General features: G+C 39.0%; 20 protein-coding genes. 11 read left to right on the top strand and 9 right to left on the bottom strand.

The features are described 5' to 3' along the window. Positions 1 to 25: 25 nt before the first annotated feature. Positions 26 to 1,669 carry a TolC family protein gene (locus CH362_RS10950; protein WP_100710392.1) on the top strand — a complete coding sequence of 548 codons (1,644 nt, stop codon included), beginning with the start codon at positions 26 to 28 and terminating at the stop codon, positions 1,667 to 1,669. Positions 1,670 to 1,678: 9 nt separating this feature from the next. Here CH362_RS10950 and CH362_RS10945 read toward each other — a convergent pair whose 3' ends face one another. Continuing rightward, positions 1,679 to 2,617, bottom strand: a complete 939-nt coding sequence (locus CH362_RS10945; protein WP_100710391.1) for a cytochrome-c peroxidase — start codon at positions 2,615 to 2,617, stop codon at positions 1,679 to 1,681. A 153-nt stretch (positions 2,618 to 2,770) separates the two neighbouring features. On the opposite strand from CH362_RS10945, the gene CH362_RS10940 reads away from it, so the two are divergent. The 4 genes from CH362_RS10940 (at position 2,771) to CH362_RS10925 (ending at position 6,659) form a co-directional block, all read left to right on the top strand. Then, on the top strand, positions 2,771 to 3,958 hold the full coding sequence (locus CH362_RS10940) for an NAD(P)/FAD-dependent oxidoreductase (RefSeq protein WP_100710390.1): 1,188 nt from the start codon (positions 2,771 to 2,773) through the stop codon (positions 3,956 to 3,958). Beyond that, positions 3,955 to 4,950: an RNA polymerase sigma factor SigJ gene (sigJ, locus tag CH362_RS10935; protein ID WP_100710389.1), complete on the top strand. Its 996-nt coding sequence runs from the start codon at positions 3,955 to 3,957 to the stop codon at positions 4,948 to 4,950. The genes CH362_RS10940 and sigJ overlap by 4 nt, the downstream gene beginning before the upstream one ends. Before the next feature lie 199 nt (positions 4,951 to 5,149). Further along, positions 5,150 to 5,986 carry an alpha/beta fold hydrolase gene (locus CH362_RS10930; RefSeq protein ID WP_100710388.1) on the top strand — a complete coding sequence of 279 codons (837 nt, stop codon included), beginning with the start codon at positions 5,150 to 5,152 and terminating at the stop codon, positions 5,984 to 5,986. 82 nt (positions 5,987 to 6,068) lie between these two features. Beyond that, on the top strand, positions 6,069 to 6,659 hold the full coding sequence (locus tag CH362_RS10925) for a Crp/Fnr family transcriptional regulator (RefSeq protein WP_100710387.1): 591 nt from the start codon (positions 6,069 to 6,071) through the stop codon (positions 6,657 to 6,659). A 53-nt stretch (positions 6,660 to 6,712) separates the two neighbouring features. Here the strand turns inward: CH362_RS10925 and CH362_RS10920 are convergent, their stop codons facing one another. From CH362_RS10920 to CH362_RS10910, 3 genes are all read right to left on the bottom strand, one after another. Then, entirely contained in the window at positions 6,713 to 7,876 is a 1,164-nt protein-coding gene (locus CH362_RS10920) for an acyl-CoA dehydrogenase family protein (protein ID WP_100710386.1), read from the bottom strand. 202 nt (positions 7,877 to 8,078) lie between these two features. Next, entirely contained in the window at positions 8,079 to 9,605 is a 1,527-nt protein-coding gene (locus CH362_RS10915) for an FAD-dependent monooxygenase (RefSeq protein ID WP_100710385.1), read from the bottom strand. Further along, entirely contained in the window at positions 9,602 to 10,156 is a 555-nt protein-coding gene (locus tag CH362_RS10910; RefSeq protein WP_100710384.1) for a TetR/AcrR family transcriptional regulator, read from the bottom strand. Before CH362_RS10910 ends, CH362_RS10915 begins: the two co-directional genes overlap by 4 nt. A gap of 317 nt (positions 10,157 to 10,473) precedes the next feature. On the opposite strand from CH362_RS10910, the gene CH362_RS10905 reads away from it, so the two are divergent. Together CH362_RS10905 and CH362_RS10900 are read left to right on the top strand one after the other, a co-directional pair. Next, a complete protein-coding gene (locus CH362_RS10905; RefSeq protein ID WP_100710383.1) occupies positions 10,474 to 10,869 on the top strand; it encodes a DUF1761 family protein in 396 nt (131 codons plus the stop codon). Next, entirely contained in the window at positions 10,866 to 11,273 is a 408-nt protein-coding gene (locus tag CH362_RS10900) for a hypothetical protein (RefSeq protein ID WP_100710382.1), read from the top strand. The genes CH362_RS10905 and CH362_RS10900 overlap by 4 nt, the downstream gene beginning before the upstream one ends. Positions 11,274 to 11,277: 4 nt before the next feature. Here CH362_RS10900 and CH362_RS10895 read toward each other — a convergent pair whose 3' ends face one another. From CH362_RS10895 to CH362_RS10880, 4 genes are all read right to left on the bottom strand, one after another. After that, the gene (locus CH362_RS10895; protein ID WP_100710381.1) at positions 11,278 to 12,219 is read right to left on the bottom strand and encodes an MBL fold metallo-hydrolase; all 942 of its coding nucleotides are present in this window, start codon (positions 12,217 to 12,219) and stop codon (positions 11,278 to 11,280) included. Between the two features lie 63 nt (positions 12,220 to 12,282). After that, complete coding sequence (locus tag CH362_RS10890; protein WP_100710380.1) at positions 12,283 to 13,455, bottom strand: CaiB/BaiF CoA transferase family protein; 1,173 nt, start codon at positions 13,453 to 13,455, stop codon at positions 12,283 to 12,285. 87 nt (positions 13,456 to 13,542) lie between these two features. Beyond that, a complete protein-coding gene (locus CH362_RS10885) occupies positions 13,543 to 14,406 on the bottom strand; it encodes a polysaccharide deacetylase family protein (RefSeq protein WP_100710379.1) in 864 nt (287 codons plus the stop codon). Between the two features lie 198 nt (positions 14,407 to 14,604). After that, on the bottom strand, positions 14,605 to 14,982 hold the full coding sequence (locus CH362_RS10880; RefSeq protein WP_100710378.1) for an SMR family transporter: 378 nt from the start codon (positions 14,980 to 14,982) through the stop codon (positions 14,605 to 14,607). 144 nt (positions 14,983 to 15,126) lie between these two features. On the opposite strand from CH362_RS10880, the gene CH362_RS10875 reads away from it, so the two are divergent. Further along, positions 15,127 to 15,954, top strand: coding sequence for an alpha/beta fold hydrolase (locus tag CH362_RS10875; protein ID WP_100710377.1), 828 nt, complete (start codon positions 15,127 to 15,129; stop codon positions 15,952 to 15,954). Positions 15,955 to 15,969: 15 nt separating this feature from the next. Continuing rightward, positions 15,970 to 16,752 carry a helix-turn-helix domain-containing protein gene (locus CH362_RS10870; protein WP_100710376.1) on the top strand — a complete coding sequence of 261 codons (783 nt, stop codon included), beginning with the start codon at positions 15,970 to 15,972 and terminating at the stop codon, positions 16,750 to 16,752. Positions 16,753 to 16,824: 72 nt separating this feature from the next. Here CH362_RS10870 and CH362_RS10865 read toward each other — a convergent pair whose 3' ends face one another. Beyond that, positions 16,825 to 17,361 (bottom strand): Mpo1 family 2-hydroxy fatty acid dioxygenase, encoded by a 537-nt coding sequence (locus tag CH362_RS10865; RefSeq protein ID WP_100710375.1) that lies wholly within the window; start codon positions 17,359 to 17,361, stop codon positions 16,825 to 16,827. A gap of 153 nt (positions 17,362 to 17,514) precedes the next feature. Here CH362_RS10865 and CH362_RS10860 point away from each other — a divergent pair, with 153 nt between their 5' ends. Together CH362_RS10860 and CH362_RS10855 are read left to right on the top strand one after the other, a co-directional pair. Next, positions 17,515 to 17,694 carry a tautomerase family protein gene (locus tag CH362_RS10860; protein ID WP_100710374.1) on the top strand — a complete coding sequence of 60 codons (180 nt, stop codon included), beginning with the start codon at positions 17,515 to 17,517 and terminating at the stop codon, positions 17,692 to 17,694. A 2-nt stretch (positions 17,695 to 17,696) separates the two neighbouring features. After that, positions 17,697 to 18,521 carry a YdcF family protein gene (locus CH362_RS10855; RefSeq protein ID WP_100710373.1) on the top strand — a complete coding sequence of 275 codons (825 nt, stop codon included), beginning with the start codon at positions 17,697 to 17,699 and terminating at the stop codon, positions 18,519 to 18,521. The last annotated feature ends 4 nt before the right edge of the window (positions 18,522 to 18,525 follow it).

The raw sequence follows: 18,525 nt of genomic DNA, 5'->3' as shown, positions 1-18,525 counted from the left end.
GCTCCGTAGGAAGACCAACGACATTATGCTTAGGCCTGCAAATATTCCTTCGTTAAGGAAATTTTATCTGCGACTCTTGCTTGTCGGAGCTTTTGGTTTTTCAACCTCCCACTTCGCCCAAGAGTTAGACCCTTCCCTTCAAAATAGGCCTAGAGTTCTTAAACTTACTTTGAAAGAAGCGGTCAATTATGTCCTAGCGAATAATATCACAGTTAGAAACGCTGGGATGGAATTCGTGAAAGCGGATACTGCCGAGTTAAAAAATCTATCTCAATATGCATGGACGCTGGTCGGCGGTTTTTCGAAAACAAAAACTAATCTTCCTCTGAATAATAATAACGTTCTCTCCGGAACAAAGATCTCAAACGATCGGGTAAACGTAGGGATCCAAAAAAACTTCCAGACTCTGACCTATTTTAGCTTAGAACTTAGCCATACTCGATTTGACGCGGACGCATTCGAGACTCAGGCAGCTGCTGCAAGGCTAGGTGCGGTGGGTTCTTATTTAGCTGCTCCTCCTCAATACACAGATGCATTGACTGTAACTCTTGGTCAGGAACTTTTAAAGTATTCCTTCGGCCAGACGGAGAAGGAAAAACAAAAAGTATTACAACAAAACGCAGTCATTCGTAGAGATGAGCTAGTTAATATTCTCGCTCAACTTGTAGTGAAAACTCTGGTAGATTATTGGAGTTTAAGCGTTTATGATTCTCAGGTAGAAACTTTCGATAGATTAGAAAAGAATACTAAGAATATCAGGGATTTGACTGTTAGGAAACGTAATCTTGGTCTCTCCGAGGGATTTGAGGTCAACCAATGGAATAGTGCTCTCACTCAAACTGAAAATAGTTTAGAAAGAGCAAAACTTTCAAGATCAGAAGCAGAAAGAAATTTGATCCGGGTTTTAAATGTGGATCCAAGTTCTAAAATTTCTGGGATCACTGATCTTCAAGAAAAAGTTCCAAACGATATTAACCCTACTAAAGATTATCAATATGCATTAGATCATAGGATCGATCTGAAAAATTTGATCCGCCAAAGACAGATCGCAGAATTAGAACTGAAGATCAAAAATGCAGAAGACATGCCTTCTTTAAAAATTACAGGAAGTTATTCTACAAGAGGACAAACATTCTTAAATCCTCAAACGAACTATGTAAATCCTGATACTGGGATGATGTCTTTTAAGTATCCTGAAAAAACTTTAAACTTCGCTTTATCTTACCCTCTATTCGATACTGGGATCCAAACCGATATCAGAGATGCAAAACTTAAACTGGATATCTTGTCGAAACAAGAAACAGAATTAAGAACTCTGATCAAAGAAGAATTGGATAATAGATATTATGCAATCGTTGCAGGACAGGATCTTTTAGAAACCGCTAATACTCGTAAGGAAGAAGCGGAGAAGTTTTACAAAGGTGTCCAAGCACGTTTCAATCAGGGAAGATTTACTGCAGTATTAGTTAAGTCTGCTCTGGATGGTTTAATCCAAGCTGAGTTACAAGTGGCTCAAGCAAGGATCAATTTTAACGTGGATATCATTCGCTACGAACTAGCAAGAAATTCCGTTTTCGAAAAGTTCGGAGTGAATGTGGATGAGATCGTAGACACGATCATCAAAAATGAAGTAGCTCGAGCGCAACAAGCTACTCCTTCTAATAATTAATACAATCTATTAAGCTTTTGGAATAGAAGGGATTTCCAATTGGATTGGCTCCCCTTCTAATGCTTTTAAGAACTCAATTAAATCCTTTTTATCCTGATCTGAAAGTTCAGCAGGTCTTAACATTGGATCATGGACTGCCTTGGAATGACCACCTTCTGCGAAATGGTTCACAGTATCTTCAATCGATCCAAAAATCCCATTATGCATGAATGTTTTCTTTTTGGTAACATCTCTTAATGTAGGAGTTCTCACCTTATCTTTGATACCTGCGAGACCAGTTGTATGTAATTCAGAATCGGAGAAGTTAGGGCCTTGGTGACATTGGATACATTTTGCCTTGTTCTGGAAAACATCCCAACCACGGATCTGTGCCGGAGTGAGTGCAGTCTCTTCTCCCATCACAAATTTATCGAAGCTTGAATTTTTACTTACGATAGTTCTTTGGAAGGTAGAAAGTGCTAAAACTATTCTTTCTCCTGAAATCTCAGGATCTCCGTAAGCCCTTTCAAAAAGTTCCTTATACCCTTGGATAGAAGAAATCCTTTGGATAAGCTTTGTTTCGTTTTGGAATAATAATTTTGAATGAACTTTATCTTTTACAAGATCTTCTAACTCTTTTGCTTCCGGATCCTTAAATACATCCTTATACAATGCGACATTGGTAAGAGAAGGAGCAGGATTATGGATTTTAGTACGAGGAAAACCTTCGGAAGGAGAAGCTGTATTATGGCAGCTTGCGCAACTTACATCTTGGTTAAAAGAAAGTCTGGAATCGAAATAAAGAGTCTTACCCAGCTCTACTTTTTCTTGATTGAATGGGTTATTACTAGGATGAATTACACTTTTAACAACGAATCTTTCCAATTCAGGGATTGGCTTTTTTTCCTTACATACAATCAATCCTAAGATCGAAATCAAGAATAAGATCAGGAAAAAAATACGCTTCATAGTTCCTTATCCAGGATGCTCAAAAGAATGCCTCTGTCAATCTCCTAATCAAAACCATTCCAAAGTCACCTGAGACCTCTTCTCAAAGAAAATTACAAACAATGTCACAAGCAATCCTCCAGATGCGTCTTGCTTATAGAACCGGAGGCAACTATGTCAAAGAAGAAGGTATTAATCGTTGGTGGAGGTTACGCAGGAATCGCAGCGGCAAACAGATTAGCACGCAAAAATTCCGAGGTAGAAATTACCTTAATCACTGCAGAACCGATCTTTAGAGAAAAGATCAGAAACCACCAAGTAATTGCAGGAACCAAAGGAAAAGATTTCCAGATCCGAAATTTATTAAATTCGAAGGTAAATCTGATCATCCAAAGAGTCGAAAAAATTTTTCCAAAAGAGAACAAAATACTCTTAAATGATGGGAGCATCTTTGAATACGATTACCTAGGTTACACTGCGGGAATGAGAGCGGGAGATCCAAGCACCAAAGGGTTAAATTATTTCTCGGTGGCAAGTTTCCAAGATTCGGAACGATTGAGAAAAGAATTAATCAATCATTCTGATGCAAAAATTACTGTATTAGGTGGTGGACTTTCAGGGATAGAAGTAGCAACTGAACTCGCAGAAAATTATCCTTTTGCAAAAATAACACTTTTGGATTCGGATAAGATCGGGAAAAATTTCTCTTCAAATGCAGTTCTCTACATGAAAGAAGTCCTGAAAAACCTAAAAGTAAATCTGATAGAAGGGGAAAGAGGAGAATATCTATTAGAAGATAAGATCAAAACTTCTAGTGGAACCCAAGTCCTTCACGATTATTGCGTAATCTCTGCAGGACTCGTCGCCTCTGATCTGGGAAAAAATTCAGGACTGGAATCAAATAAGATAGGTCAGGTGTATTTGAATGAGTACATGCAGGTTCCTGAATATTCCAATATAATCGGAGCAGGAGACGCAGTAAAAATCCCTGGTGAAGAATATTCTTACTTAAGAATGGCCTGCGCTACAGCTCTTCCGATGGGAATTTATATGGGGGAAAGGATCTCTAACCTAATTGGAAGTAAATCTGCAATAGGACAAAAACCTTTCGAACTGGCATATGTGGGACGTTGTGTAAGTTTAGGAAGAAAAGAAGGACTATTCCAATTCTTAAACTATGATGATAGTCCCAAGGAAAAATTTTGGACTGGAAGAGTGGGAGCCTTCGTGAAAGAACTTATCTGTAAATTCACAGTCTTCTCATTTAAGGCTGAAAAATATTTCGATTTTTATGCGATCCCTCAACCTAAAGAAAAAACTTCAGTCAAACAAAATGACAGATTAGCGACGGCAGAAAAATGAATCCCCAAGAAAGACTAGATCAATTTATAGAAAACAAAGGTTTGGTCTTTGGGATCGCCTATAAGATGACAGGGAGTGTGGTAGAAGCCGAGGATATAGTGCAGGAGACTTTTCTGAGATGGGAAAAATCCAAAGAAGAAAAGATCAGATCTCCAAAAGCATTCTTATCCGCGGTTGCAGCCAGACTCTCCCTGGACTCTTTAAGAAAAGCAAAAAGAAAAAGAGAAACTTATATAGGTCCTTGGTTACCGGAGCCATTGGCTCCGGAACCTATGGAAGAACAACCTGATCCAGAAACATTAGATTTGGCATTTTTACATCTATTAGAAAAACTGAATCCAATTGAAAGAGCAGTATTCTTACTCAGAGAAAGTTTTGAAATGAGCTATGACTCTATTTCCCAGGTTGTAGGAAAAAATCAGGAGAATTGTAGGCAGATCCTAAAACGAGCCAAAGAATCACTCAAATCAGATCGTAAAAAGTATGATGCTCCTTCCGAAAAAAGGAAAAAGATCTTCCGTGATTTTTTACTCGCTTCTTCCAAAGGAAAACCGGAATTGCTCGTTCCTTTCTTAAAAGAGGAGATAGTTCTTTGGTCTGATGGTGGAGGAAAAGTAAATGCCGCCAGGATCCCGATCATTGGTCAAGAAAGGGCTTCTCATTTCTTCATCCGAACAGGAAGTAATAAACTCAAACACACCTTGGATTTTTATTTTGGAATGGTAAATGGTGCAGAAACATTGATCGGCTATTATAATGATCAACCTGCTTATCTGCAAAGTTTCCTTATAGATGAAGATGGAATTTCTAAAATTTACTCAGTCCTCAATCCGGATAAATTGAAATCGATGGAGAACAAACATAAACTGATTGAAGAAGGACTGATCTTTCCTTTGGAGAACTTTTTATTATTCCCTCATACCTATCGTAAGAAGGTCGCAAAATGGTTAAACCCAGTGGCGAAATTAGTAAAATGGGCAATCGTAAGATAGTCACTTTGCTCCTGAAGCCGCCTCGCTTTCGCGGCGACTATGAAAAACAATTAACATAGGATAATCTACTTATCCGCAGTTCTTCTTCTCCTTTCTTGACTTCGCCTCGTCTTTAAGAGAAGATCCAAGCATGAAACGAATACTAACAACAAGCCTATTATTTGGTTTGTTACTCATTCATTGCAGCGGAGGAGAGAAGATGGAAACAGTTTTAGAAAACAGAACTATATCGCCAAAATTACCAAGCGGATATTATACTTCTAAGTTAGGAAAGATAGCTTATTGGATAGAAGGAAAAGGAAAGCCGATTTTCCTACTCCATTCTGCCGGCCATGATCATAATGATTTTGAATCCATTCTTCCAAGTTTATCAGAAAAATATAAAGTCATTTCTCTGGATTGGCCAGGCCATGGATTATCTGAAAATCCGCAACCTGCGACCTCAGCTTCTGCAGTTGAATATGCAGAAATATTACCGGATCTTGTTGCGCAACTTGCTCCAGAAGGCGGGATCTTTATCGGAAACTCACTTGGGGGATTCGCTTCCATGAATCTCGCCCTGAAAAAGCCGAATCTTGTAAAAGGTCTCGTGATCGTAGACTCAGGCGGCTTAAATAATCCGGACTGGATCACTAAAAGTTTTGCAGGATTAAAATCTAAGGTTTGGTTTACTGGACTCGTTTGGAATTTTTTCCCGAATCATTATATAAAGATCAGAAACAAATACACAGAATCCATTCTGACAAGGATCAAAGAAAGAGAAGATGTAGAAGGCGCAAAGGAAGTGAACGCTTCTATTTGGAAAAGTTTCTTGGATGAAAGACATGATCTAAGAGAAAAAGTCTCTCAGATCCAGGCGCCCACATTGATCGTATGGGGAGAATATGATCCTGTTATAGATCCAAAACTCGCGCTTAGACTTCACGAAAAAGTCAAAGGCTCTAAACTGGCATATCTGAAGACAGGGCATGTACCTTTCGCAGAAAATCCTCGTGAGTTTCTAAAGGTTACCCTTCCCTTTTTGGATTCTATCTAAATGTTTTTGGATTTCTCCAATAATTAGATTTGTAAAATTTCCGTTTGCGGACTTTCTTTAGAAATCCGTTAACGGGAATTGTATGGATCAAAAAGATCATCCTTGGGATAAAATTTACCAAACCGTGAACCAGGTCTCCCCCATCCCAAAAGAAGTCTGGAAAAAATCAGAACAACTATATACGATCCGCAAATTAGAATACGGAGATTTTCTAATTAAACAAGGAGCCAAGCCCACAGAATTTGCATTCGTATTCTCAGGAGTTTTGAGAGAATATTATCTCACTGACCAAGGAAATGAGTACATCAAAAGTTTCAATTTTCCGGGAGACTTTACAGGATCTTATTTCGATCTACTTACAGAACAACCTTCTACCTGTAATATCAGAGCTATCACTGATTGTGAACTTGCGGTCGCAAAGTTTTCAGAATTCAGAAAACTATTCTCACAAGACATCGCATGGGAAAGATTGGGCAGGATTTTTGCCGAAAACTTATTCTTAAAAAAAGCAAGAAGAGAATATGAACTCTTGGCTTTAAGCGCAGAAGAAAGATACGATCTGCTTTTAAAATCCAGACCCGATATAGAAGAACTTATTCCTCAATATCATATCGCTTCTTATCTGGGCATCACACCAGTATCTTTAAGCAGGATCAGAGCTAAGAGAAAATAAAAAAGGCGCCGGAAACCGACGCCTTCTTAAAGCTTTGCAATATTAGAAAATTCTTATTTTGCGGAAGCTGCTTCACGGATCACATAAGCTGCGATCTCGTTTTTCTGAATTTGAGTAGTTCCTTCGAAGATACAAAGGATTTTCGCGTCTCTCATCAGTTTTTCAACAGGATACTCTTTAGTGTAACCGTATCCGCCGAAAATTTGAACCGCGTCAGTAGCTGCTTTCATTGCAGTTTCTGAACAATAAGCTTTCGCGATTGCGGAATATTTCGGAAGACGAGGATCCTCAGCATCAGACATACGAGCAGAAAGATAACAAATCTGACGTGCAGTTTCTACTCCGATAGACATATCCGCAAGCATGTGCTGAACAGCTTGGAAGCTGGAAATTTTAGAACCGAACTGCTCTCTTTGACGAGCGTATTTAGATGCGTGATCTAAAGCAGCTTGAGCAACACCCACTCCCATAGCAGCAACGTATGGACGAGATGCGTTCAGAGTTTGAAGAGCATAGATGAATCCAAGGTTTTCTTTTCCGATCATTGTAGCTTCTTCAACTGCACAATCTTCGAAAATGATCTGACGAGTGTCAGATGCACGAATACCAAGTTTATCTTCTTTTTTACCAACGATCAAACCTGGGGTATCACGTTTTACGTAGAAGCAAGAAACTCCACGAGTTCCACGGCCTTTATCAGTATAAGCAAAAACTGTATAAGCTCCTGCGCTACCACCACCGGTGATCCACTGTTTAGTTCCGTTGATGACCCATTTGTCACCTTTTTTAACTGCAGTAGTGCTCATACCAGGAACGTCTGAACCTGCACCAGGCTCGGAAAGACAGAAAGAAACTCCGTATTCTCCGTCAATAACTGGTTGGAGCCATTTTTTCTTTTGTTCGTGGCTTGCACCTTTCATGATCGGAAGGATACCAAGACCGGTATATCCGAAACAAAGGCTGATACCGAGACATCCTCTGGAAAGTTCTTCGGTAACTAAGCACTGCTCTACGGAACCAAGACCCCATCCACCGTATTCTTCGGGGATAGTGAGTCCGTTGACTCCTAGCTCAGTTCTCATTCTATTGATAAGTTCTTCTGGATGTTTGTTTTCTTCGTCCCAGTGGATAGCAACTTCATGCGTGATTTCTTTCTTAACGAAAGCACGAATCGTGTCTCTAATCTCGATCTGTTGCTCAGTCAGTTCCTGATACATTCTTTTCCCTTCTTACGAGAGTTTCTAGTCCTAATTTTTCGCCGGGGTCGATTCAATCAAGAAAAACATGGCTGATTAAACGTTCATTTTAGCCCTAATGGGACAGAATTCTTGGAAATCTCGTTATTTTCCTAGATTTTGGCGATAGGAATGCATATAAAAAACAGAACGTTCGTTCTGTTAATGTTTTCTACTTCTAATTTCAAGAAATAAATTGAGTAAACCATTTAGAAGCAGATTGTCTAAAAGATTGTTCGTCAGGTTCGTTATCGGAAGCCCAGGCGATAATTCCATCTGGACGGATCAGCGCTGCACTCAAGGCCAACTGCTCTTTCGCCCGACCGGAAACATATTTTATCCTATCTCCATACTCATTTGCCAAGGTTTTAAGAGAAGTTTTTGATTCAAAATCGAGAAGTATTCCTTGGCCATCCAGCATATATTCACCGATCCTTCTACCATCCTCAAGCTCAAAGTTCGGAACACTATAACCCACTAGAGGATGAGAATCACCCAAATCATAATGTGTGAAAATTCCCCAAACTCTTGCAGCCATATAAGTAGCAGCGTCACGAGTTTCCATAAGATCTCGCATAATTGAGTTCAAAGCCTGAGCCTGTGGATTTGGCTTCATGATCATAACCTGAGCTCGTGACCAATCTAAAACCTGCGCACCAATCGGATGTCTTTCCCTAAAATAAGTGTCCAATAAATCTTCTGGCGCCTTATTATGAATGGTTGCAGCAAGTTTCCACCCAAGATTCATAGCATCCCCCAAACCAAGGTTAAGTCCTTGCCCTCCTAAAGGAGAATGAATATGAGCTGCATCTCCCGCTAAAAGTACCCTTCCATTTCGATAGCTTGTGGCCTGTCTTGCTCTGTCAGTCCAAGTAGTTGCGAAATGAAGTGCGCTGATAGTCACATCCGTGTTTGAGATACGGCGTAGGACATCCTGCACATGTTCCAAGGTAATTGGTTTTTCCGAACTATGAAATTCTCCAGAATCAAAATCCTGAAGCACGATAAAGCCTGGCTGTGATTGTAAATACATCCCTCTTTCAGTTATATTTCTTCCTGTACTCAGCTTCTCCGGATCGACTATATCAACTTTGGTAGAATAGCCAGTAAACTCAGGATCAGTACCTGCAAATTCAAAACCTCCGGATTTACGAACAACACTTCGAGCTCCATCGCAACCTACAAGCCATTGGCCTTGGAAAGATTGATTGCCAGATTGAACAGTCACTCCTTCATTCGTTTGATGAAAAGAAGTCAATGGAAGACCTCTCTTTATCTCTACACCAAGCGCTTCTGCACGGCGAGTCAGTATAGTTTCCATCTCTTGCATTTCAGAGATCAAATTTGTTTCAGTAGAACTTTCTAACCGATGTTTCCATTTTGAAGTATCAATATTACCTTCATGAAATGGAATACCTGCAAAATGCCCTACCTGACGACGCGGCCCTTGTTGAATAGTATTTGCATGAGGATTTTTAAGACGTTTATGTATTTCAAGTTCTTCTAATAATCCTCTCCGATAAAGAGCCTCAATACTAGGAGTAGAAAGTCCGCGTACTCCAAAAGGGAGTTGTTTGAATGGAGACTGAGGACTCTCTGCTTTTTCCAATATAAGAACTTTGCATTTTGCTAATGCAAGTTCACAGGCCAAAAAAAGTCCGACAGGACCCGCTCCGGAAATAATAACATCGTGTGGTTGGTCTTGTTTCATTTATTCCACCCATTCTTCAAAACTTTAAACGTGAGATTTAATACATCCTTTGGCGAAGGTGAATTACACGCAAAACTCACACCTTCTAAGATCAACTTAGCAATACATTCAGCTTCCATCTTATTCACACCGGAATCATTTTGGATTTCTTTAGCCAAAGAATTTTCATAACGAGCCCATAACCCACGAAGATAAGAAGTAAGTTCAGGAGAAGATCTGATAAGTTTCCCAAATCCGGAGAAGGTCTTTTTATCTGGTGGATTGAATAACTTGCTCGAGAAAAAATACTGATAAAGAGCATCCAGAATGGATTGGCCCTTCTTTCGTTCTTTAATCGCCTTTAAAATATCCGCATCTATCTCATCCTCAAGATCGAAAATGAGAGACTCTTTGGTCGGAAAATAATTGAAAAGTGTAGTAACAGCAACTTCTGCTTTTTCGGCGATTTCAATAATAGTCACCGTATCGTAGCCTTTTTCTATAAATAGATCACGAGCAATATCTGAAATAAGCTTCCGAGTTTTAGCCTTCTTTGCCTCACGTAATCCCATTCGAATTTGCTCCTCTGACCGAGATCTATATTGATTGTGGCCAGGGAGAAAACAATATCAAGTATAAAATTGTAGTTACTACAATTTTATACTAACTACATAATTCAAAAACAGCAAAGAAGGCGCCCTTTAAGGGATATTGGGCAAACGTTCGGACCGAGCGCTCATTGCTGTCGCAGTGGGATTTTGTTGTAAAAGGGTGCCCCACCCTACTTTGGGTGGGGGCCGGTATGGAATTTGGATTCCAAAATTTGTTTACATTAGAAAGCAAAGTTGGATAAATATTTGCCTCAATTGTTTTAATCAGGAGAAACCTCATGATACAAAGTGTAGTAGCACCAATCGTTTCAGGAATAGCTGGATTTATTTGTGCATTTCTTTTTAGCGGCCCACTTTACTTCGGCCTTTCAAAATTTCTGAATCTTCCTACACAAGAGGAGAAGAAAAATCTTGGGGTCCGAATATTTTTGAACTTCTGCGTTTTTCTGGCCACAGCATTTTCTATCTCATTGATTTTACAATATATGAGCTTACAAAACAAAGCTCATGGCCAATCCATTGCTTTCATTCTATGGTTCGGATTTATATTTACATCCAGTTCTATAGATGTAATTTGGAAAGGTAAACATCTGAAGTTATGGATTTTCGAATCTATATCTTCACTAATTACGATACAAGTTTTAATGTTTGTACTATTACTATTTTATAAATGAAACAAGCTCGATTTTTTCTTACACTCGATTCTTCCGGCGCGTTAATCGTAGGAATATTCGTCCTACTTTTCTATTCCCTTCTTTCAAACCTAACTGGCTGGAGCGAAAGTTTCACTCGAATAGAAGGTTTTGCGAATTTGATATACGGTTCCTATTCCGGAATTCTTCTATTACAGTTTAGAAAAGGAATTCTGAATCGTGTGTTTGTTCTCATATTGATTATAGCAAATTCACTTTGGGGTTTGCAATGTTTTACCCAAGCATGGAGACTACAGGAAGAAGCCACCTATATCGGAACCGCAGCTCTATTGCTTGAAGGTATTTACCTACTAGCATTAGCTTATTTAGAAGCGCGTTTCGTTTTGCCTCAGTGCACTCCAACTCATCTCGAGTATCGCAAGTAAGAATCTATTTAGCAGGTGTAGGAATACTTTGGTGACCTGGATGGATAATAATTTTTGGAAACTTAGTCGCTACACTCTGCAACAAATCGAGACTCATTTTATTCCTTTCCAAATCCTTGGTATAAACTCCTGGAGTAACGTTATTAAGCCAACCCCAGCTAGTATGACAAGTATCCCCTGTAACTAGTTGGACTCCATTAGTAGATTTTATCAAAAATGCAATGCTACCTTCTGTGTGCCCCGGAACGGAAACTATATAAAAAGATTGATCGCCAAAGAAATCTAAAAATTTAATTGGAGCACTGTCTTTTCCCAAGAAGTTTAATTCGGAAAGGATAGTATCATGCCCGAGTAACGAATCCGTACTTCCTTGTACAAAAAGATGCAGAAAACGAGAATCTCCCGGTTCGTTCTGTCCAGTATACACCGTGGTTCCTACTGGAAAATCTCGAGTGCCCAAAATATGATCTAAATGCAAATGAGTAATGAAGATACCTTCTACTTTTTTTGACTCTTTTTGCAGCCATTCCTTACTCGTAGTATGGATCTTCATCTCGCCTAGATTCATCTGAGAAGCGACTATGCTTGAAACGGGCCATTCTTTTTTATCTTTGCGAAATATATCTCCAAGTCCGGTATCTATTACATATCTGCCGAACTTAGGATGATCTATTACATAAAAATAAATTTGGATCGATTCCTTACCAGATTGTAATCCCGCAGCAACGGCCTTTTGATCCTTTAAATTGATCAAACCCTCACGGTCTGCCAACCAATCCGCAGCGATAATTTTTTTAAGAACGATCGGCCCTTTGTCAGAAGAATTTATATCTCGGATATCTACCGGAGTTCCTTTATTTACCAGAACGGAGCGATTGGAAGTAACTGCGCAAGCGGATAGTATCCCGAAAGAGATAAATAAAAAAATGATTCTTTTGATTTTCACGAGAGATAGACCTTATATAATTAAGATAGTTCGAAAAGAATTTTAAAGTCCACTGTCTTTTGATTAAATTACTTTATCTTTTTTCAATTCTTCGATCTCAGATTCAGAATAACCTAAGGATTTTAAGATCTCCTGATTATGCTCTCCATGATCAGGTGGATCTGTTCTATAGGTCACCTTGCTTTCTGAAAAAGGAAAAGGAGAACCGAATTGTATATAATCCCCGTATTGTTTATGGGTACGATCCAGGATCATCCCCTTCTCCTTTAATACTGGATCTTTAGAAACCTCATCCAGAGTTTTAACAGGGGTAAGACATGAATCAGGATTTTGGAATATAGGCTCAAGGTCAGCAAGGGTTTTAGAGGAGAAGTATTCAGTCAGGATCTTTTTCCATTCTCCAAAATGTGTCTCTGCAATCGGAACTTTTTCCAAATGTGAGTCTAGCCCGGATTGTCTTAAGAATGTTTTGAAAAACATTTCTTCCAAGGCTCCTAATGCAACCCAACGTCCTTCTTTGGTTTTGTAAGTAGAATAATTAGGAAGCTTTCCAGATAATAATTCATTTCCACCTTCCGGATTTTTTCCTGTAGCGGAGTATATCCCTCCGTATAAGGAGATAAATTGAAGAGAAGCCTCCATCATGGAGATAGCAATCTTTTGTCCGCGGCCAGTCTTTTCTCTATAATACAATGCGGCCAAGATAGAAGAGAGTGCGGTTAACGTTCCTCCTCCTATATCTGCCAATTGGAATCCTGGAGCCTGAGGGTTTTTTCCCGTTTGGTCTAATACTCCAGAGAGAGAAAGATAATTTAAATCGTGCCCTGCAAAATCCTTATAAGCCCCGGAATCTCCATAACCATAAATACCACAATAGATCAGCCTTGGAAATTTTTCTTTTAAGTCATCATAACCCAGACCCATCTTGGAAAGCCCGTCAGGGCGAAATCCTTCTAATAATATATCAGCATCTTCTAATAATTTGAATAAGATCTCTTTTGATTTTTCTCTTTTGAGATTGAGTGTGATCGCTTTTTTATTTCTGTTCAACATCAGATATAAAGAAGGAGCACCATTTGCTTTTTTGAACATCACTCTGGTTGCATCCATTGCTCTCGGATTTTCTACCTTGATGATCTCAGCTCCCATATCTCCCAAATACATGGAGCATAAAGGACCAGGTAATAATAAGCTTAAATCTACTACCTTAACTCCTGAAAGTGGACCTTTGTTCATTTTTATAATTTCCTGAATATAAACTTCGGACCTGTTTAGATCCAGAATGTGGGAAGAAAAGTGTTTTTTGTTTTTAAAAAACGGCGTTCAATCTGAAACTTCTTCGCTCAACTCTTCGCTGGTTTTTCCCCAACGCCATCTTGTATAATCTTCTGCTGTAGCAAAAGTATATCCTTCTGCTTTCAATTTTTCTATGATATATGGTAAGACTTCTTTAGTAGTAGGATGTGTATCGTGGAATAAGATCACAACTCCTTGTCCCTCTGTTTTATATACTAATGAGTTGTAGATCCGATCCATTTTCTTTCTGAACTTTTCATTGTCCGGATTGATCCTTGGTCCTTTTTCATACCATTCTCCTTTTACCCATTCTTTAGAATCTGTGGAATCGAATTCTTTGGTCCACATGAATACCAAACCTTTTCCAAGAAGTGCGGAACTTACTCTTTTCCGCACTGTTTCGTTCTTAGTTCTGATATAAGGAGAGCCGAAAGGAGGTCGGATCCATATTAATTTTCCAGAATATTCTCCCAGTTCGTTTTGGTATAATTTTTGGTTCTCTTCCAATTGGCTTTCGATTCTTTTCGGAGACATGTATGCGAAGTTTTGATGGCCCAGTGTATGATTCCCGATCGTATGACCTTCTTCTTTCATTCGGATCAAAACTGTTTTGTATTTTCTAAAACTGTTTCCTCCTGTACTAACCTTAGGTAACCAAGCGCCGCATACAAAAAATGTAGCTCTTACTTTTTCCTTTTTGAGCACATCCAATACGTCGCCAGTCCAATCGGAAGGTCCGTCATCGAATGTTAAGAAAGCAGTTTTGGGGGGAAGTGGATCTCCTTCATAATATCCGATAGGACTTTTATGGTCTGTTTGGATATTTGTAGAAGTTTCGAAACTGGAACAATAGGTTAGAAATAGTAAAGATACTAGAAAGGTGGTCTTCATAAAACTCATACCATCCTATAAAGTTGAAAAACTTTAAGCTTGGACCGGTTTGAATTTTTAGCTTATAGTCCGGCTACCCGGGCTTCAGGAGCGTAGCGACTATCCTCTTGTAATTAGACTCCAGAAGTAACGATCTCAGCCACAGATTAAATTCGAGATCACTACTCTATTCGGTTTATTATTTATTAACTTTATGAATTAGACGAACATTTCTGCAGAGGTCAACCATACTCCAGCAAGTATCAAACCTATGCCCGTCCATTGTGTCCAATTTAGTTCTTCTTTAAAAAATATAGCAGAAGCTACTAATACTATGATAAATCCTGCAGATGTGAAGAGTGGATAAGCTAAAGATAATTTTAATCCATTACCTAATACCCATCTATAACCTAATAACGCGATCCCGAAAGAAGCAAGTCCTGCAAAGAACACTGGATGTAAAAATGCTTTGATCAATCCTTCTATTCCAGTAGCCGTATTTGTTTTATCTCCTAAAGAACTTGCCTTGATCAAAATATTTGCTAAGGCATTGAAGAATAATGCGACTACGAAAATGATTATCACCGTTAATTTCATCTATCTCTCTCAAGAATTCGATTATTGTTTTCTTGTAATCTCCCCTTAGGAAGAGTGTATTATCCCTCTTTTGGGACTCGGCCGAAACTCCGAATTCCTGTCCATCGAAAGCAAAGGGAAAGAAATAGCAAGGGCAAATCTTGAATGGATAGAAAAACATTTAACTTCCGTGGGATCAAACTTTCTTATATAGATGCAGGTAATAAATCTTCTGATCCAATCTTGATCGCTCATGCTAATGGGTTTTCTGCGGGTTGTTATTCGTTCTTTATCAAAAAACTTTCTGAGACTCATAGAGTCATTGCCTTAGATTTTTGTGGTCATGGTCAATCGGAACCAAACTTAGAATGGAAGGATTGGTTTTTCTTTAGAGATCAAATTTTAGCTCTGATTGAAACAGAAGATTTGAAAAATGTTGTGGGTATTGGACATTCTTTAGGAGGAGCAAGCATTCTACTTTCCTCATACCAAAGACCCGATTTGTTCCGTAAAATTTTCGCAATGGATCCTGTGATCCTAAACTTTGCCTACCTTCTTCTTGCCTTAGCCTTTGATACTCCTTTAGCAAAAGGTGCTATCAAAAGAAGAAGAGAATTTAAAGACCTAACACTTGTCAAAAAAGCATTCAGAAAGACCCCTACATTTGCGAATTGGTCTGACGAGGTTTTCGAAGATTATTTGAATTCTTGTTTTAAGAAAGAAGGAGATAAATGGGCCTTATGTTGTCCTCCTGAATTAGAAGCAAAAATTTTCAACTCAGTAAGTTTCGTAAGTTTATTACAATATAGAAGGATCAAGACAGAAACTCATATCACGATCCCGAGGAAATATGAGGTGTGTTCTCCTTCTGCTGCCAGAAGGATTATCAAGGGAAATTCCAACTCGAGCTTAGAGTTATGGGATGATATTTCGCATTTTTTTCCGTTTGAACGCCCTGAAAAAACCCTGGAAAGAATCATTCAAAAATTATAATCCTGTATTCTGGAAATGGAAGAGTCTCAAGTAGGAACATTATTCTATTTTGGAGCCAGGGTATTCTTGGCCCAGAAAGGACTGACAACAGATCCCCACTCTCACTATGCAGTTTCCATTTTAATCTCTTTAACTTCTAAGTTCAAAGTAATCGAGGAGTCGGGTAATGTGCTGGAGTTCCAAGCAGTGGTTTTGGCTCCAAATACCTATCATACTCTTTCTGCAGAAAATTCAGATTTGATCGTTTTACAAATAGATCCTTATGGTATCGACTACGCTTCCGTTGCTGCCAGGTTCGGAAGAAAGGGAATTTCAGAGATACCTTTTGAAAATTTAGAACCAGTCCTTTCCAGATGCAAAAATCTATTTCATGAAAATATAAACTGCCAGACTGCTAAGGAATTATTCGAAGATATTCTTGCCTGCGTTGGAACAGAAAAACCTTCCAGAGTTTCTTTAGATCCTAGAGTTTTATCAGCAACTCTCAGAATGAAATCCGCGCTTCCTGGTTCTATCTCTGTCCCAGAATTAGCAAAAGAAGCGGGATTTTCAGAAACAAGATTTATGCATGTTTTCAAATTGCAGATGGGTTTACCTGTAAGACAATACCAACTTTGGTTAAGGCTTCATGAAGCAGCGAAACTTTTGAAAGAAGGTGGAAATCTAACTGAGGCTTCTCATGCCGCAGGTTTTGCAGACCAAGCACATTTAAGCCGGACTTTTAAAAGAATGTTCGGAGTACAACCTTCTAAGTTTTTAGGTGCAAACACGAATGTTGCAGTCCATTTTTGCGTTTAATAGAAATTTAATATTATAAAAAGAAAATCGCCCGCTTGAACCGCGGGCGTTTGCCTGAAGCAAGAGAGAATGTTAATGAGCAGTGCTGAAGTTTTTGAGTTTGCCTTGTGCTGCTAATTCTTGACGAACTGCTTCTTGCACATCTTTTCTAAGCCCCAATTCGAAGAACACATCTGCAATTACGAAAATAGGAGCAGATACGACCGCTTGGAATAAGTTGTCGAATAACGCAGGACGGCTTTTTTCAAAGATAAAATGTCCGTAGAATTGAGCTCCCCAACCTACCAACTGAGCAACCGCAAAGATACTCCATGCAGTAGTAGCAGTCAAAGACAAAGTGATGTATTGAGCCAGAAACATTAAAGATCCAAACACCAAGGTAGTCGCAGCTGCGAAAATAAAATCCAAGGTGAAGTAGTAAGCAAGTACTACGATCCCAAATACGGTAGCAGCGGTTATGGTATAACCAAAAACATTAACTAATTCTAATCTATTAAGCACCAAAAATAAGGTGAAGGTGATGGTAGGAACTCCTAACACGTGGATCCACACGTTTCTTTTTTCTTGGTGGTACGCAGAATAGAAGGCCATTTCCTTAGCGAATTTCATGGGTAAAACTCCTCACAATTTCAGATCCAGTATAACCCGGACCTCAGGTTTCGGCTTGAACGAACCTGCCATTTTTAGAAAAAAATCCGTTGCGTAATACCCGTTCGAAATAAACCATTGAGTCGTTCCAATTACACTTTAAAGCCGGAAAATATGCCTTATATCAATTTAAAAGTCGCAGGACCTCTTACCAAAGAGCAAAAACAACAGATATCTAAAGAATTCTCAGAAACTCTTGCAAAAGTTGCCGCAAGACCTCCTGAATCTACATATATCGTGATCGACGAAGTTTCCAGAGAGAACTGGGCTGTAGGCGGAAAACTCCTAGAGTAAAAATGGATACGATCTTTTTTGCAGCCTCCAAACTTGCGGGGGCATTCTTATTTCCCTTACCTGCTTCCTTACTTCTGTTGGTATTTTTTGCCTTCAGACTTCCTAAATTCAAACATAAGGTTTGGGTTTTAGTTCCTACGCTCATTATCTGGGTAGCTTCTACTGATAGTTTTTCCCAATGGTTAGTTCGAAGTTTAGAAGAAAAACATCCTCCTATTCGTGAGGAAACTTTGGAAAACTCGGATGCAATTTTAGTTTTGGGCGGGGCCGTAGACAACCTTGCATTATATGAACAACAGGTTCAGTTGACTTCTGCTGCAGAAAGAATGACTGATGCTGTACGATTATTTCAAAAAAGAAAAGCGCCTCGTATTGTTTTCACTGGAGGTTCTGGGAATTTATTCTTTCAAACCAGAAAAGAATCAGACTTTGCTCTCCAATTTTTTCAATCTTTAGGAGTTCCTACTAAGGCCGTTTTTCTGGAGACTGAAAGCAGGAATACAAAAGAGAATGCGGAAAAAACGGCAGAACTTTTCCGCAAAAACAAATGGAAGTCTGCAATACTCATCACTTCTGCATTTCATATGGAAAGATCTTTGTTGGTATTTGCAAATGCTGGGATCAAGATCCATCCTTGGCCAACAGACTATAGGTCCAGGGTCAAAATTCTAACCATAGACGATTTTATACCTTCTTCCCAAAGTCTAGAGAATACAAGCATCGCCTGGAAAGAGAGAATTGGCCTATTCGTTTACGGGTTTAGAGAGAGTATTTCCACTTTTCTTCCCCTCCGTATCCGATATCCTTGGTCTAAGGACTGGAATTAAAACA

It is taken from the genome of Leptospira saintgironsiae (assembly GCF_002811765.1).
GTDB classification, from domain to species: Bacteria; Spirochaetota; Leptospiria; order Leptospirales; family Leptospiraceae; genus Leptospira_B; species Leptospira_B saintgironsiae.
This window is presented reverse-complemented; position numbering and strand designations above follow the sequence as displayed.

Bases quoted from the DNA above. Each gene is read 5' to 3' on its own strand.
- CH362_RS10950 (WP_100710392.1), top strand. From the start codon at position 26: ATGCTTAGGCCTGCAAATATTCCTTCGTTAAGGAAATTTTATCTGCGA.
- CH362_RS10945 (WP_100710391.1), bottom strand. From the start codon at position 2,617: ATGAAGCGTATTTTTTTCCTGATCTTATTCTTGATTTCGATCTTAGGA.
- CH362_RS10940 (WP_100710390.1), top strand. From the start codon at position 2,771: ATGTCAAAGAAGAAGGTATTAATCGTTGGTGGAGGTTACGCAGGAATC.
- sigJ (WP_100710389.1), top strand. From the start codon at position 3,955: ATGAATCCCCAAGAAAGACTAGATCAATTTATAGAAAACAAAGGTTTG.
- CH362_RS10930 (WP_100710388.1), top strand. From the start codon at position 5,150: ATGGAAACAGTTTTAGAAAACAGAACTATATCGCCAAAATTACCAAGC.
- CH362_RS10925 (WP_100710387.1), top strand. From the start codon at position 6,069: ATGGATCAAAAAGATCATCCTTGGGATAAAATTTACCAAACCGTGAAC.
- CH362_RS10920 (WP_100710386.1), bottom strand. From the start codon at position 7,876: ATGTATCAGGAACTGACTGAGCAACAGATCGAGATTAGAGACACGATT.
- CH362_RS10915 (WP_100710385.1), bottom strand. From the start codon at position 9,605: ATGAAACAAGACCAACCACACGATGTTATTATTTCCGGAGCGGGTCCT.
- CH362_RS10910 (WP_100710384.1), bottom strand. From the start codon at position 10,156: ATGGGATTACGTGAGGCAAAGAAGGCTAAAACTCGGAAGCTTATTTCA.
- CH362_RS10905 (WP_100710383.1), top strand. From the start codon at position 10,474: ATGATACAAAGTGTAGTAGCACCAATCGTTTCAGGAATAGCTGGATTT.
- CH362_RS10900 (WP_100710382.1), top strand. From the start codon at position 10,866: ATGAAACAAGCTCGATTTTTTCTTACACTCGATTCTTCCGGCGCGTTA.
- CH362_RS10890 (WP_100710380.1), bottom strand. From the start codon at position 13,455: ATGAACAAAGGTCCACTTTCAGGAGTTAAGGTAGTAGATTTAAGCTTA.
- CH362_RS10885 (WP_100710379.1), bottom strand. From the start codon at position 14,406: ATGAAGACCACCTTTCTAGTATCTTTACTATTTCTAACCTATTGTTCC.
- CH362_RS10880 (WP_100710378.1), bottom strand. From the start codon at position 14,982: ATGAAATTAACGGTGATAATCATTTTCGTAGTCGCATTATTCTTCAAT.
- CH362_RS10875 (WP_100710377.1), top strand. From the start codon at position 15,127: ATGGATAGAAAAACATTTAACTTCCGTGGGATCAAACTTTCTTATATA.
- CH362_RS10870 (WP_100710376.1), top strand. From the start codon at position 15,970: ATGGAAGAGTCTCAAGTAGGAACATTATTCTATTTTGGAGCCAGGGTA.
- CH362_RS10865 (WP_100710375.1), bottom strand. From the start codon at position 17,361: ATGAAATTCGCTAAGGAAATGGCCTTCTATTCTGCGTACCACCAAGAA.
- CH362_RS10860 (WP_100710374.1), top strand. From the start codon at position 17,515: ATGCCTTATATCAATTTAAAAGTCGCAGGACCTCTTACCAAAGAGCAA.
- CH362_RS10855 (WP_100710373.1), top strand. From the start codon at position 17,697: ATGGATACGATCTTTTTTGCAGCCTCCAAACTTGCGGGGGCATTCTTA.